This is a genomic window from Alteromonas sp. P256 (assembly GCF_036864455.1).
Classification (GTDB): Bacteria; Pseudomonadota; Gammaproteobacteria; order Enterobacterales; family Alteromonadaceae; genus Alteromonas.
This window is the reverse complement of sequence record NZ_JAZETM010000010.1, coordinates 87,813-101,197: the sequence shown is the minus strand read 5'-3', so window position 1 is coordinate 101,197 and position 13,385 is coordinate 87,813. Positions and strand designations below refer to the sequence as shown.

12 protein-coding genes are annotated in these 13,385 nt (G+C 44.9%); 10 read left to right on the top strand and 2 right to left on the bottom strand.

Translation table 11 applies throughout. The features are described 5' to 3' along the window. The first annotated feature begins 5 nt into the window (after positions 1 to 5). Positions 6 to 944 (top strand): protein translocase subunit SecF, encoded by a 939-nt coding sequence (gene secF, locus V7R39_RS14695; protein WP_334031591.1) that lies wholly within the window; start codon positions 6 to 8, stop codon positions 942 to 944. A gap of 199 nt (positions 945 to 1,143) precedes the next feature. Here the strand turns inward: secF and V7R39_RS14690 are convergent, their stop codons facing one another. Beyond that, positions 1,144 to 2,016, bottom strand: coding sequence for a LytTR family DNA-binding domain-containing protein (locus tag V7R39_RS14690; RefSeq protein ID WP_334031590.1), 873 nt, complete (start codon positions 2,014 to 2,016; stop codon positions 1,144 to 1,146). A gap of 136 nt (positions 2,017 to 2,152) precedes the next feature. Here V7R39_RS14690 and V7R39_RS14685 point away from each other — a divergent pair, with 136 nt between their 5' ends. Continuing rightward, on the top strand, positions 2,153 to 3,448 hold the full coding sequence (locus V7R39_RS14685) for an acyltransferase family protein (protein WP_334031589.1): 1,296 nt from the start codon (positions 2,153 to 2,155) through the stop codon (positions 3,446 to 3,448). A 171-nt stretch (positions 3,449 to 3,619) separates the two neighbouring features. Here V7R39_RS14685 and suhB read toward each other — a convergent pair whose 3' ends face one another. Then, positions 3,620 to 4,396, bottom strand: coding sequence for an inositol-1-monophosphatase (gene suhB / locus V7R39_RS14680; protein WP_032097239.1), 777 nt, complete (start codon positions 4,394 to 4,396; stop codon positions 3,620 to 3,622). A 552-nt stretch (positions 4,397 to 4,948) separates the two neighbouring features. Between suhB and trmJ the strand changes: the two genes are divergently transcribed. From trmJ to V7R39_RS14640, 8 genes are all read left to right on the top strand, one after another. After that, the gene (gene trmJ, locus V7R39_RS14675; protein ID WP_334031588.1) at positions 4,949 to 5,701 is read left to right on the top strand and encodes a tRNA (cytosine(32)/uridine(32)-2'-O)-methyltransferase TrmJ; all 753 of its coding nucleotides are present in this window, start codon (positions 4,949 to 4,951) and stop codon (positions 5,699 to 5,701) included. Between the two features lie 13 nt (positions 5,702 to 5,714). Beyond that, positions 5,715 to 6,539, top strand: coding sequence for a serine O-acetyltransferase (gene cysE, locus V7R39_RS14670; protein ID WP_334031587.1), 825 nt, complete (start codon positions 5,715 to 5,717; stop codon positions 6,537 to 6,539). Between the two features lie 272 nt (positions 6,540 to 6,811). After that, on the top strand, positions 6,812 to 7,297 hold the full coding sequence (gene iscR, locus V7R39_RS14665) for a Fe-S cluster assembly transcriptional regulator IscR (RefSeq protein ID WP_163104967.1): 486 nt from the start codon (positions 6,812 to 6,814) through the stop codon (positions 7,295 to 7,297). A 17-nt stretch (positions 7,298 to 7,314) separates the two neighbouring features. Then, positions 7,315 to 8,481, top strand: a complete 1,167-nt coding sequence (locus V7R39_RS14660) for an IscS subfamily cysteine desulfurase (RefSeq protein WP_334031586.1) — start codon at positions 7,315 to 7,317, stop codon at positions 8,479 to 8,481. Positions 8,482 to 8,711: 230 nt separating this feature from the next. Next, on the top strand, positions 8,712 to 10,148 hold the full coding sequence (gene sufB / locus V7R39_RS14655; RefSeq protein ID WP_032097237.1) for a Fe-S cluster assembly protein SufB: 1,437 nt from the start codon (positions 8,712 to 8,714) through the stop codon (positions 10,146 to 10,148). Between the two features lie 3 nt (positions 10,149 to 10,151). Further along, the gene (sufC, locus tag V7R39_RS14650; protein ID WP_032097114.1) at positions 10,152 to 10,913 is read left to right on the top strand and encodes a Fe-S cluster assembly ATPase SufC; all 762 of its coding nucleotides are present in this window, start codon (positions 10,152 to 10,154) and stop codon (positions 10,911 to 10,913) included. Then, positions 10,910 to 12,166 carry a Fe-S cluster assembly protein SufD gene (sufD, locus tag V7R39_RS14645; RefSeq protein ID WP_334031584.1) on the top strand — a complete coding sequence of 419 codons (1,257 nt, stop codon included), beginning with the start codon at positions 10,910 to 10,912 and terminating at the stop codon, positions 12,164 to 12,166. Before sufC ends, sufD begins: the two co-directional genes overlap by 4 nt. Beyond that, positions 12,163 to 13,380, top strand: a complete 1,218-nt coding sequence (locus V7R39_RS14640) for an aminotransferase class V-fold PLP-dependent enzyme (protein WP_334031582.1) — start codon at positions 12,163 to 12,165, stop codon at positions 13,378 to 13,380. The genes sufD and V7R39_RS14640 overlap by 4 nt, the downstream gene beginning before the upstream one ends. The last annotated feature ends 5 nt before the right edge of the window (positions 13,381 to 13,385 follow it).

Genomic DNA, 13,385 nt, shown 5'->3' with positions numbered 1-13,385 from the left:
GTAACATGCAATTATTAAAACTATCCGAAACCGTCAATTTCATGCGCCTTCGCGTTCCCGCGATGGTGCTGTCTACTTTACTTATTTTGGGCTCATTCGTTTCTTTAGGCGTTAATAGCCTGAACTGGGGACTGGATTTCACCGGCGGTACGTTGATTGAAGTTGGCTATGAAGACAGTGCTAATTTAGAGTCTATTCGCGCTCAGTTAAATAACGCTGATTTTGAAGATGCCATAGTACAAAACTTTGGTAGCAGCCAAGAAGTACTTATCCGTATTGCGCCTCGCGATGGTGTAAAAGCGGTCACTATTGGGAACCAAGTTGTTGATGCGTTGCGTGCCGACGGTACTGACGTTGATATGCGACGTATTGAGTTTGTAGGGCCAAATGTTGGTGAAGAGCTAACAGAGCAGGGCGGTCTTGCCATGCTAGTAGCACTTATTTGTATTTTGGTTTACGTGGCAATGCGTTTTGAATGGCGTTTCGCTCTAGGCTCGGTATCCGCCTTGGCCCATGATGTTATTCTAACGTTAGGTTTGTTTTCAGTACTTCAAATTGAGTTTGATTTGACAGTACTTGCTGCGGTACTGGCGGTTATCGGTTACTCACTCAACGATACTATTGTTGTGTCTGACCGTATTCGCGAGAACTTCCGCAAAATCCGTAAAGGTGAGCCAATTGATATCATCAATACCTCGCTGACCCAAACCTTGAACCGCACAATAATTACTTCATTAACCACCGTACTAGTACTTGTTGCCTTGTTCTACAAAGGTGGTGCACTAATACATGGTTTTGCCACAGCCCTTTTATTTGGTGTGGTAGTAGGTACTTACTCATCGGTTTATATTGCAAGCTCTGTTGCTTTAGCGCTGGGTATCAGTAAAGAAGACCTCATGCCACCACAAGTGGAGAAAGAGGGTGCTGACCAAGAGCCGCTTTAGAAAAGCGACGTAGCAAAAAGCTAACACTGTATAATAAGCCGCACATGTGCGGCTTTTTTTATGGCGCGGCTTTTTTTATGGCGCGTAAGGTGAGTCCACGGTTGATAATCAAAGTGCTTATGAAAGCATAAAGGAATTGAATATATATAACTTGCGGCTAGCGACTTTTGCTTTCACGGTGGAAATAAAATAGAGGCGTTTATTGAGTTGCGGTTAATTTGAATCTGCGCGACATCTTTACCGTTTGCCCTGATGTCAAAGATATAATGCCGTCGCCGCTTACTGCGACTTCAATATTGTTAATATCATTAATTTTAACCGCAAAGGAGCGATGCACACGTCTGAACGGCAGGTGCGTATTGGCGTCTAAAAATGCGCTTAACGTTGTTCGCATGGGATAAACATTTGCGCCAATGTGCAAGTTTACGTAATTGCCCGACGAGGCCATCCAATTAATGTCTCGCTTGTTTATTAAGAATTCGCGGCCGAGCTTTTTTATCAGTAATAGGTCATCAGAGGGTAATTCAGCGTCTTTTTTGTTGCCCGGAGACTTCTCCCTGTCTAATGCAATGCTGCTGGCATTACCAAGCCAATGAGCAATTGTGTAGCGATAAAACCCTATAAGCACCACAAAGAAAATAAAAGACCACACGTCTTTTCGTATCTCGTAGAGTAATTCAAAGGCCCACTGTTCTAAAGAAACAGCGAATTGATAATCTCTGCCGGCTAGTGCGTATATAACTTCTCTGCTTATCACCATAAACAAGACGTGGCTTAACGCAAATAGTAAACCGATAACAATGTACTGATAAGCGCTAAAAAGAGGGTGGCCCCAGTTCCAAGGGTAGCGATTAAGCGCGACAGCAAGTGCACAAACCACAACAAAACTTCCGATGGCACTGGTGTATTCCCAGACAAAAGGTTCCCATACAGAAAACGGCAGCGGCGGGGTTCTCATTGCCTCCATCAGTACGGTGGTGCTGTTAATGAACCCGTTAATAATAAAATACAGGGCGAGCAAACAAAGGGAAATTGATGTTTGGTGTTTCTGGAACCACATTTTATTGATCATGCGTTCTTTGTTTCCTCTTATCACTTAAATCCACCGTTTGTCACCAATTCGAGTCCTTTCAATTACTTAGCTGCTATCTTGTTTGCATTACTGCCATCAATACTTACACAGGCTCAAACATTTAAAAAGGGGCAAAATGAATACAACAGACCGAGCACCAAATCGTTGCAAGGAAAGGTGTACGAGAATTGTCGCGCTGGATTATCTTAGAGTGCTGGCCGTAATTGTGCTGCTATTTTTCCATCTTGGCATGATCTGGGTACCAGATTGGCAATTTCATTTTAAGCAACAAACGAACTGGTTTTGGTTGCAACATATTATGATGTTGAGCTCTCCATGGAGAATGGGGCTGCTGTGGTTTATTGCTGGTACCTCGCTTTATTTTATGCAGCAAAAGTATGGAATGCGCTACCTGTTAACTCGCAGAAGTAACGCTATTTTGCTACCTCTTTTATTTGGAATTTACTGCGTTGTCCCCATTCAACTTTTTGTTGAAATGACTTACAAGAATGCAATAGATACATCATTTACCGACTTCTTAATTGTCTTCTATTTCGGACCCAGTGATTATTTCGAAGGCTTTAGTTCCGGTATATGGCATCACGTTGATGTAAATCATCTATGGTTTTTACGCTCATTGTGGCGCTTCACACTATTACTGATTATTTTTCATTGGCCTTTGCACTGTATTCGTCAATGGTTTGGTTGCTTTAATGCGTATTGGCTGGCTTTGTTTGTTGTGGTGGTAATGTTCACCATGCACATTGATGATGCCGATACAAAACGAGATGTGTATGGATTCTCATGTTTAGTTTTTGGCTTTCTTTTTGGAGGCACTGATGAATTTTGGCGGTGGTTGAAGAGGTATCTTCGCGCGATTGTTGTTTTAGCACTAATGACAACCATTTTATATCAAACTGGTTTTGGTATTGAGCGCTATTTACCTGCACACGACCCAGCGTATAACGCAGAAGCGCATAACGCAGTAGCGCATGACGCAGAAGCACAGAGTGAAATAGCGCGCTTTTGGCTCAATAATATTGCTATGTTTGCATATTACTTTGCTAAAGCAATAGGTCTTATTGCTATACTCGCAGTCGCTGATGTGATTTTCGACAAACCAAATTTGATAGTGACAAAAGTAAACAGATACGTTTTCCCCTTTTACGTCCTTCACCAAAGCGTGTTGATAGCTGTTGCCTTTACCGTCAGTCACTATGCTCTGTCGGCAATGTTTTCTATGCTAATAACATTGTCGGCCACTGCATTCATTAGTTTTGTTTTACTATTGCTTTGTCGTTACAGTAATTGTGTTGGGGCTTTACTGGGTAAGCCTCCGATGCCAGGACACTGGCTAACAAGTTTGCCAGCACACATTGCGATCGCCGCAATTACGTTACCGCTAGCACTTAGGCTTATTGGCTTATCGTAATCGACATCGGTGTAAGGTTTTATTAGAAATAAAATGACGTTACGGAAACAAAAAAGGCGTAAGTACGAATACTTACGCCTATATAATCATTGTATTTTTACACTGATATGCAGTGACAAGCGAGAGACGCTAATCACTCAATGTCGCCTTAAGTTTTACCTTAATACGCTGTTACTTAAGGTGCTTAACAAGGCCTTGAACGACTTTTCCGCTTCCAGCAACGATTTCGCCTTTGTGCAGCGGATCGTTACCGCCTTTAAAGTCTGTAACCAAACCGCCCGCTTCACGAACAATTAGCTCGCCCGCTGCAATATCCCAAGACTTAACACCGCGCTCGTAATAACCGTCGTGACGGCCAGCAGCAACGTATGCTAGGTCAAGTGCAGCACTTCCTGCGCGACGTAAGTCACCCACTTCGTGGAAAATTTTATTGAGGCTAAGGGCATATTCGCCAAACTGTGATTTGTTTTTAAACGGTAGACCAGTAGCAATAATGGTTTCGCTTAAATCACGAGGCTTTGATGCACGAATACGGTAACCATTAAGCTGAGCGCCTTGTCCGCGACTGGCTGTGAATAATTCACTACGGATTGGGTCAAATACAACGCCTTGCTCTAAACGGCCTTTATGAAGAAGTGCGATAGAAACCGCAAAATGAGGAATGCCTTTCACAAAATTGGCGGTGCCATCTAGCGGGTCGATAATCCACTGATAATCAGTGTCCGAGCCTAGTATCTCTCCTGATTCTTCGCCTAAAAAGCAATGATCAGGGTATGACTGCTGAATTTTATAGATAACCGCTTGCTCTGCGTCTTTGTCAACTTGAGTTACGAAGTCGTTCAACCCCTTCGACTCGGTTGCAATTTCATTATGTTTTTCAAAACCACGAACAATGACTGTTCCAGCCGCACGCGCAGCGCGCACTGCAATATTCAGCATAGGATGCATAGATAAACCACCAATTGTAAAAGACCAATGAATTACGCAAGTTGTATAATGTTCAAGTTGTAAACAGCATTATAACTGTACAAAAAATAGCTTGCCTAATTCGAAAACGGGCGGAGTCTAACAGAATCGATGAACGATGCAAATGAATTTGCTAAGCAAGCCTGTCTTAATCATCTTACTTAGGTGCTACCTAAGTGCTGCCACACGAAACAAATTACACCTAGTAACAACTAATCCGAATGCCACAAATTATTGAGTCATAAGCAAGTGAGTCAAAAGTAAGCCAATAGCCATCTATACCGCTGCTGTGCTACACTTTACGCTAATTAAAGACGTCTCTGCCATTCTCTGATAGCAGGCTGTTTGTTGATGCTTAGGTTGCTAGAACTGGGTGTTAATCACCTAGTTATTGAGAGCTTTGCTTGTAAGAGCACAGTATGTATGACCAAAGTGTGCAAGGGCATATGAACGTCGCCTTCTAAGGCACCGCTTTTAAGCGCTAGCCGTAATAAGACAAAACAATTAACTATTCAGTAAATAGGTATCGCAAGCATGCTTGAAAATATTCGCATTATTTTGGTTAACACCTCTCACACAGGAAATATAGGCTCTACTGCACGCGCCATGAAAACAATGGGCTTAAGTAGCTTATATTTAGTTGACCCAGTGAATGAACCTGATGGTCAAGCAAGCGCATTAGCAGCGGGTGCAGGCGACGTGCTAGCCAATGCGAAAATTGTCAACACGCTTGAAGAAGCAGTAAAAGACTGTGGGCTCGTTGTTGGCACTTCTGCACGCTCGCGCACGCACTCTTGGCCAATGCTAGGGCCACGAGACTGTGGTGAAAAGTTGGTGCAAGAGGTCAGTAAATATCCCGTCGCGTTGGTGTTTGGTCGTGAGAATAGCGGGCTTTCCAATGAAGAACTGCAGCAGTGTCATTTTCATATGTGTATTCCGGCAAACCCAGAATACAGTTCACTAAACCTAGCAGCGGCGGTTCAAACGCTATGTTATGAAATTCGTATGGCGTACTTGAATAGAGAAACATACCCTGAAGTTGAAGAAGAATATCCTCTCAACGAAGACTTAGAACGCTTCTATGTGCACCTTGAGTCCACACTGGAAAGAACCTCTTTTATCCGTAAGAGCCACCCCGGGGTGGTTATGACTAAGTTACGCAGACTGTTCAATCGCTCTCGCCCTGAATCACAGGAGCTTAATATTCTACGTGGTATTTTAGCGTCAATCGATAAATCGGTTAAATCAAATAATGAAGACGCTAACGAAGCGTCTTCATCACAGTAACAATGAGTAAAGCATGTTCAGCCGAATAAAAGACGACATTCAAGGCGTATTTCATCGCGACCCAGCAGCGCGCAATACGTTTGAAGTATTAACCAATTATCCTGGCCTGCATGCTGTGTGGTTGCACAGAATTAGTCATACATTATGGAATGCTCAGTGGAAGTGGCTGGCTCGAACGCTGTCTACGTTTAATCGGTGGTTGACGGGTATTGAGATTCACCCTGGTGCTACGTTAGGGCGACGTGTATTTATCGACCACGGTATGGGGGTGGTTATTGGTGAGACCGCTGAAATTGGTGACGACGTTACGCTTTACCATGGTGTGACATTAGGCGGAACCAGTTGGAAAGCAGGAAAGCGCCACCCAACCCTTAAAAACGGCGCAGTGGTAGGCGCTGGTGCAAAGGTTCTTGGGCCTATTACCATTGGCGAAAATGGCAAAGTGGGCTCAAATTCTGTTGTAGTGAAAGATATCCCCGACGGCGCTACGGCGGTGGGTATTCCAGGAAGAGTTATTGTTACCAAGCAAAAAGATGCCAGCGTTTCCGTTAATCCTCAACGAGACAAAATCGCACAGAAATACGGTTTCGACGCCTATGCCGTAGCACCAGATAATCCTGACCCCGTAGCCAATGCCATGGGAATTATGCTTGAGCATATGCATCAGATGGACACAAAAGTAGAAGAGATGTGTAAGGTTATTCAGTCTCTTGGCGGCGATGTATGCACAGAAAACCTTCATAATATTAGCGCGGAAGATTTTGCTGATACTGGCTTTGAGTTAAACGAAGCTCAACAAGATAGCAGTACCCACAAGTCATTCGATCCAGCTATTTGATGCAGCTACTTAATGCGCCATTCTATTTATTAACTTCTGCTTATTAAGAGAGGGGTGCAGCAGTACTCGTTCTTATAGTATCTTTTAAATAGTATCTTTTAAATATTATTGTCCTTATTAATATAAAGAGTGTTGCAATCTTCGATTAGCGCATTTATCTAATTAATTAAATGACGTTGAAATAATACCTGACTAAATTACTAGGTCTTATACTTGACCATTTTAGTCAGGTATGTAAAAATTCCGCTATACAGTGAAGGCGGGAGACAATAATGAAACTTACCTCTAAAGGTCGCTATGCGGTAACTGCGATGCTTGATGTTGCATTACATTCAAAGCGTGGCCCTGTTCCCCTTGCCGATATATCTGAAAGACAAGAAATATCGCTTTCTTACTTAGAGCAGCTATTCTCGCGATTGCGCAAAGAGAAGCTGGTAGACAGCGTACGTGGTCCTGGCGGTGGTTATTTACTTGGCCGCAGCGCCAATGAGATTGCCATTGGTCAAGTGATATCAGCGGTTGATGAATCAATAGACGCCACACGTTGCCAAGGTCAAGCTGACTGTCAGGGCGGCGACCGCTGTCTAACACACAGCTTATGGCAAGATTTAAGCGATCGTATCTCAAGCTTTTTACACTCTATTACACTTGGCGAATTAATGGAAAAGCATGATGTGCGCGAAGTAGCAGGGCGACAAGATAATAATAGCGCTCTTCGCAATATAGCCAACGATATTGAAGTAAGCATTAGGCTTTAACAAAGGCATTGATGACTATGACGCTATCCACTCCTATATACCTAGATTACGCCGCCACAACTCCCGTAGACCCGCGAGTTGCCCAAGTTATGGCGAAGTGCCTTACCCTTGACGGTAATTTTGGCAATCCCGCATCAAGAAGCTACCGCTTTGGTTGGATGGCCGAAGAAGCCGTTGATATCGCCCGTAATCAGGTTAGCGATGCGCTAAATTGCGACCCAAGAGAAATTGTATTTACCTCCGGTGCCACCGAGTCGAATAATTTAGCGATAAAAGGCGTCGCCGATGGTTATGCATCTAAGGGCACGCACATCATTACCGTTAATACGGAGCACAAAGCGGTGCTTGATACCTGTGAGTATTTGCAAGCACAGGGCTTTGACGTGACTTATCTTCAGGTAGGCCCCGACGGCTTAGTTAACTTGTCGGAGTTAGAGAATGCAATGAGAGACGACACTATCTTAGTCTCTGTCATGCATGTAAACAACGAACTAGGTGTAACGCAAGATATCGAATCTATTGGGAAGCTTTGCCGTCAATACAGTGTGTTATTTCATGTGGATGGAGCACAAAGCGTGGGAAAGGTTGCCATAGATCTCAATGAGCTTCCGATAGACCTGCTGTCTATGTCGGCACACAAGTTTTACGGGCCAAAGGGAATGGGGGCACTTTACGTTCGCCGCCGTCCTAAGATTAATTTAGAAGCACAAATTCATGGCGGTGGTCATGAGCGCGGTATGCGTTCGGGCACGCTGGCAACGCACCAAATTGTGGGCATGGGCGAAGCACTCGAATTGGCGAGTCGAGACATGGACGCTGAAAACGAGCGTATTAAAGCGCTTCGTGTCGCTCTATGGAATGGGCTGAGCAAGATTGAGGGCGTATACCTAAACGGCCATGAAGAAAAGCGCATAGCGGGTATTTTAAATGTCAGCTTTGCAGATGTAGATGGCGAAAGTTTGATGATGGGGCTAAATGATATTGCCGTGTCATCTGGTTCTGCATGCACATCGGCAAGTTTAGAGCCCTCGTATGTGCTTAAAGCATTGGGGCGAAGTGATGAACTGGCCCATGCAGGAATTCGATTTAGTGTGGGCCGATTTACGACCCAAGACGACATCGATTACGTAGTAAGTAAAGTAACAGATGTAACAAACCGATTGCGGCAAGTGGCGTTAGCTTAAGATTTTTTAAAGCAAGTAGCGCAAAATACGTCGCTGAATATTTGAGTGGATTACTCAGGTATTATATAATACCGCACCAATTTTTAAGGCTGCCACCATTGTAAAATGCTTACTGCACGAGGTTTGTGCGGTGAATTAAGGGAAATTACCAAGACCGTGGGGTAATTTTCCAAGCCAAGGTGAATGGAAGGCTTAGGTAGCAAATGCAGGCAAACAAGCGAGACCCAAACATGAGTGAACAGATCGAACAGGCGTTAGAAAGAAAGTACGATGCTGGTTTTTATTCAGAGATCGAATCGGACACGTTTGAAAGCGGCCTAGATGAGTCGATTATTCGTCGCATTTCCGCAATGAAAAACGAGCCTGAGTGGATGCTCGAATGGCGTCTAAAGGCTTATCATGCGTGGCTTGAAATGGAAGAGCCTGACTGGGCCCATGTGGAATACCCAAAAATTGATTTTCAGGCAATTTCTTATTACTCGGCACCCAAGAGTATGGAAGACAAGCCTCAGTCGTTAGATGAAGTCGACCCAGAGCTACTGCGTACTTACGAAAAGTTAGGTATTCCGCTTCACGAACAAGAAATGTTAGCAGGCGTTGCGGTAGATGCAGTATTTGACTCTGTATCAGTGGTCACAACGTTCCGCTCTAAGCTAGAAGAGGCTGGCGTCATTTTCTGCCCAATCTCTGAGGCGATTCAAAAGTATCCAGACCTTGTTAAAAAGTACATTGGGTCAGTAGTACCGCGTACGGATAATTATTTCTCTGCGCTAAACTGTGCCGTGTTTACCGACGGTTCATTTGTTTATATTCCAAAAGGCACTCGTTGCCCTATGGAGCTTTCCACCTATTTCCGTATTAACGAAATGAACACCGGTCAGTTTGAGCGTACGTTAATCATTGCCGATGAAGGCAGCCATGTGAGTTACTTGGAAGGGTGTACTGCGCCGCAGCGCGATGAGAATCAGCTGCATGCCGCGGTGGTTGAGTTAGTTGCAATGGACGACGCCACGATTAAATACTCTACGGTTCAAAACTGGTATCCAGGTGATGAGAACGGTAAAGGGGGTATTTACAACTTTGTGACCAAGCGCGGTATTGCACACACCAACGCTAAAATCTCATGGACTCAGGTTGAAACTGGATCAGCAGTAACCTGGAAGTACCCAAGCTGCATCCTTAAGGGCGACAACAGCGTAGGCGAATTCTACTCTGTAGCCCTTACTCGCGGACGCCAGCAGGCAGATACCGGCACGAAGATGATTCACATGGGCAAGAATACGCGCTCAACCATTATCTCAAAGGGAATATCTGCAGGTAAAAGTAACAACGCTTATCGCGGTCTTGTGCAAATGGGACCTCGTGCAGACGGCGCGCGTAACTTTACTGAGTGTGACTCGCTGCTTATTGGTGATAAATGTGGTGCACATACGTTCCCGTATATCGAAAGTCGCAACCCGTCGGCAATAGTTGAGCACGAAGCGACAACATCGAAGGTAAGTGACGAGCAATTGTTTTTGTGTCGCCAACGTGGTTTAGACACAGAGAAGGCCGTTTCTATGATTGTTAACGGTTTTTGTAAAGAAGTATTCAAAGAGCTGCCAATGGAATTTGCCGTAGAAGCCGGCAAGCTGCTCGAAATTAGTCTTGAAGGTTCAGTGGGGTAATCAATGCTTAGTATAAAGAATTTACATGCCAGCGTAGAAGAAAAAAATATCATTAAAGGTCTTAACCTAGAAGTTAAGCCAGGTGAAGTACACGCTATCATGGGCCCCAATGGTGCCGGTAAAAGTACGTTAGGTTATGTCTTGTCAGGCCGTGATGGCTATGAAGTGAGCGAAGGCGACGTAACGCTTAATGGAAAAGATTTGCTAGACCTTGAAGTTGAGGAGCGTGCCCGTGAAGGCTTGTTCTTAGCGTTTCAATACCCAGTAGAAATTCCTGGTGTTAGCAACATGGAATTCATGAAAGAGTCTGTAAATGCCATGCGTGAAGAACGTGGTGAAGAAGCTTTGACAGCTGCTGAGTTTTTGAAAAAGGCTAAAGAAGCCTGCAAACAAGTGCAGCTGCCATTAGATTTTCTCAAGCGTGGTGTTAACGAAGGCTTCTCAGGTGGTGAGAAAAAGCGTAACGAAATCATGCAAATGATTTTGTTAGAGCCGTCACTGTGCATCCTTGATGAATCAGATTCAGGCCTTGACGTCGATGCTCTTCAAGTTGTTGCCAACGGCGTAAACAGTCAGCGCGACGGTAAGCGTAGCTTTATCGTAGTAACGCACTATCAGCGTTTACTTGATTATATCAAACCAGATTTCGTGCACATTCTTGCCGACGGCAAAATTGTGAAAAGCGGTGATGCATCACTTGCTCACGAGGTAGAAAAAGAAGGTTACGCATTCCTAGGGAAGGCGTACGAGGAGGCAGAGGCATGAGTCAATGGCTACAACAGGTCATTGATGGGGCGCAATTCGACGATTATTTAGCGCCCGTGCGTCAGCAGGCCTTAACTCAATTAAAAGCCGATGGTTGGCCAGCTCGCAGAAACGAGAGCTGGCGTTTTACGCCGCTTACTTCTGTAGAAAAGCGCGAAGCAAAAACGACAACGCAGGCCGACGTTCTACCGGTACCCGCTATCGATAACCTAAATGCTATCGATTTAGTGTTTGTTGACGGCGTATTGGCAACGCAGGTGAATACGCTAGATGTACCAAAAGGCATGAGAATCACGTCGCTTAAGCATGACGATGAGGCAACTCAACAAGCAATATCGAGTATTTACGGGCAAATCAAGCCTGCGCGACATATGTTTGGTTTGGTCAATGATGCATTGTGTGAGCATGGTATTTTTATCAGCGTCGAAGAAAACGCCAAAATTGATACACCAGTGCGCATTGTTAACATGGCCACGCAAAACGTCGATGCTCATACCCGTGTTGTTGTAAAAGTTGCAAAGGGTGCCTGCGCCACTGTGATTGAGCAGGGTGTGGGTGATGTAGACAGTTTAACTACTGCTTTTGCTGAATACGATATTGCTGATGATGCTCATTTAGAGCACTACCGCTTTGCTATGTTTACAGCGGCGGCTAAGCAGCTTGGTGGAAGTCACTTCAAATTGCACAATCGCTCTACACTGAATTCTACTTTGGTGGGTTACGGAAGCGATTTATCTCGCCTAGATGTGGATATTCATCACGCTGGTGAGTTTGCCGATGCCAAAATGAATGCTATTTATTTGTTGGCAGAGGGTGAGTTATTCGACCTTCACTCAACTATTGAGCATGCAATGCCAAACGGTACCACAGAAGAAAATGCCCGTGGTATTGTGGGCGATAAGGCTCGCGCTGTATTTAACGGCCGAATTCATATTCACCGTGATGCACAAAAGACCTTGGCAGAGCTTAACAACCGCAATCTATTGCTTTCTCGCCGCGGTGTTATTAATACAAAGCCTGAGTTAGAGATTTATGCTGATGACGTTAAGTGTGCTCACGGTGCAACCGTAGCTGAAATTGACGAAGAAGCACTTTATTACCTGCTTACTCGCGGTGTACCGCGCAGCAAAGCCTTGGTTATGCTTAATTTTGGGTTTATTCAGGAGTTGGTTAACGATGTACCAAATAGCGCAATCCGCGAATGGTTACAGCCGTTACTCAGCGAACGTTTTTCCCAGATGGAGGTGAAATGAGCTTAGATGTTGCTGCACTTCGTGCCCAGTTTCCTATTCTTTCTAAAACGGTAGATGGGAAGTCGCTGGTATATCTAGATAACGCTGCGACCACGCAAAAGCCGCAGGCGGTGATTGACGCCATTGTCGATTTTTATACCGGCACTAATGCTAACGTTCATCGTGGTGCGCATCATTTGTCAGATGAGGCAACCCGTCGCTACGAAAATGCGCGAGCAAGCGTAGCGAGCTTTATCAATGCGAATGCCCGTGAAGAAGTTATCTGGACTGCAGGAACAACCGAGGCTATCAACATAGTGGCAAACGGTCTTGCTCAGCTTTTAGCCGAGGGCGACGAAGTCATGGCGACGGAGTTTGAGCATCACGCGAACTTAGTCACATGGCAGCAGGCTTGTCGTAAAGCAGGTGCTACGCTTAATATTGTGCCTATATTTGATAACGGTGAGCTAGACATTGATGCGTTTGAAAAGCTGCTTTCGAGTAAAACTAAGCTAGTGGCATTTCCTCACGTATCAAATGCGCTAGGCACGGTAAACCCGATTAAAACGCTGACAGAAAAAGCGAAGCAAGTAGGTGCTTGGGTGCTTGTTGATGGCGCGCAAGGTATCGCTCATGGCGGTGTTGACGTTCAGGACATTGGCTGTGATTTTTATGTTTTTTCTGGTCACAAACTTTTCGGTCCAACCGGTATTGGTTGTTTGTGGGGTAAAAAAGAGATTTTAGAGTCTTGGCCAGTTTGGCAAGTAGGCGGCGAGATGATTAAAGATGTCTCTTACCACGAGGCGACTTGGGGGGCACTGCCTAATAGACTTGAAGCAGGCACGCCAAATATTGCCGGTGCCATCGGAATGGGCGCTGCGGTTGAGTGGTTCAAGCAGCTCGATGTAGCCGCGCTACATGAACACGAGCATGCCCTTTTGTCTTATGCAACAGAGCAAGCAGAAGCGCTAGAGGGTATGAAAATAGTCGGCACCGCACCGGATAAAGTTGGTGTATTAAGCTTTTTACTCGACGGTGCACACCCTGCAGATATTGGTTTTATTCTCGATAGGCAAGGTGTTGCAATTCGCACTGGCGACAATTGTGCGCAGCCATTAATGAAGCGCTTTGGTATTCCTGGAACTGCCCGCGCTTCATTTTCAATTTATAACACGCTTGAAGAAGTGGACAGCCTTTTTGCTGCACTTAAAAAAGCTAAAATGATGTTGGCCTAAGGGGG

Excerpts from the sequence above, each read along its gene's own strand:
- V7R39_RS14660 (WP_334031586.1), top strand. The coding sequence starts at position 7,315 with ATGACGCTATCCACTCCTATATACCTAGATTACGCCGCCACAACTCCC.
- suhB (WP_032097239.1), bottom strand. The coding sequence starts at position 4,396 with ATGCATCCTATGCTGAATATTGCAGTGCGCGCTGCGCGTGCGGCTGGA.
- sufB (WP_032097237.1), top strand. The coding sequence starts at position 8,712 with ATGAGTGAACAGATCGAACAGGCGTTAGAAAGAAAGTACGATGCTGGT.
- iscR (WP_163104967.1), top strand. The coding sequence starts at position 6,812 with ATGAAACTTACCTCTAAAGGTCGCTATGCGGTAACTGCGATGCTTGAT.
- sufC (WP_032097114.1), top strand. The coding sequence starts at position 10,152 with ATGCTTAGTATAAAGAATTTACATGCCAGCGTAGAAGAAAAAAATATC.
- sufD (WP_334031584.1), top strand. The coding sequence starts at position 10,910 with ATGAGTCAATGGCTACAACAGGTCATTGATGGGGCGCAATTCGACGAT.
- V7R39_RS14690 (WP_334031590.1), bottom strand. The coding sequence starts at position 2,016 with ATGATCAATAAAATGTGGTTCCAGAAACACCAAACATCAATTTCCCTT.
- cysE (WP_334031587.1), top strand. The coding sequence starts at position 5,715 with ATGTTCAGCCGAATAAAAGACGACATTCAAGGCGTATTTCATCGCGAC.
- V7R39_RS14640 (WP_334031582.1), top strand. The coding sequence starts at position 12,163 with ATGAGCTTAGATGTTGCTGCACTTCGTGCCCAGTTTCCTATTCTTTCT.
- trmJ (WP_334031588.1), top strand. The coding sequence starts at position 4,949 with ATGCTTGAAAATATTCGCATTATTTTGGTTAACACCTCTCACACAGGA.
- secF (WP_334031591.1), top strand. The coding sequence starts at position 6 with ATGCAATTATTAAAACTATCCGAAACCGTCAATTTCATGCGCCTTCGC.
- V7R39_RS14685 (WP_334031589.1), top strand. The coding sequence starts at position 2,153 with ATGAATACAACAGACCGAGCACCAAATCGTTGCAAGGAAAGGTGTACG.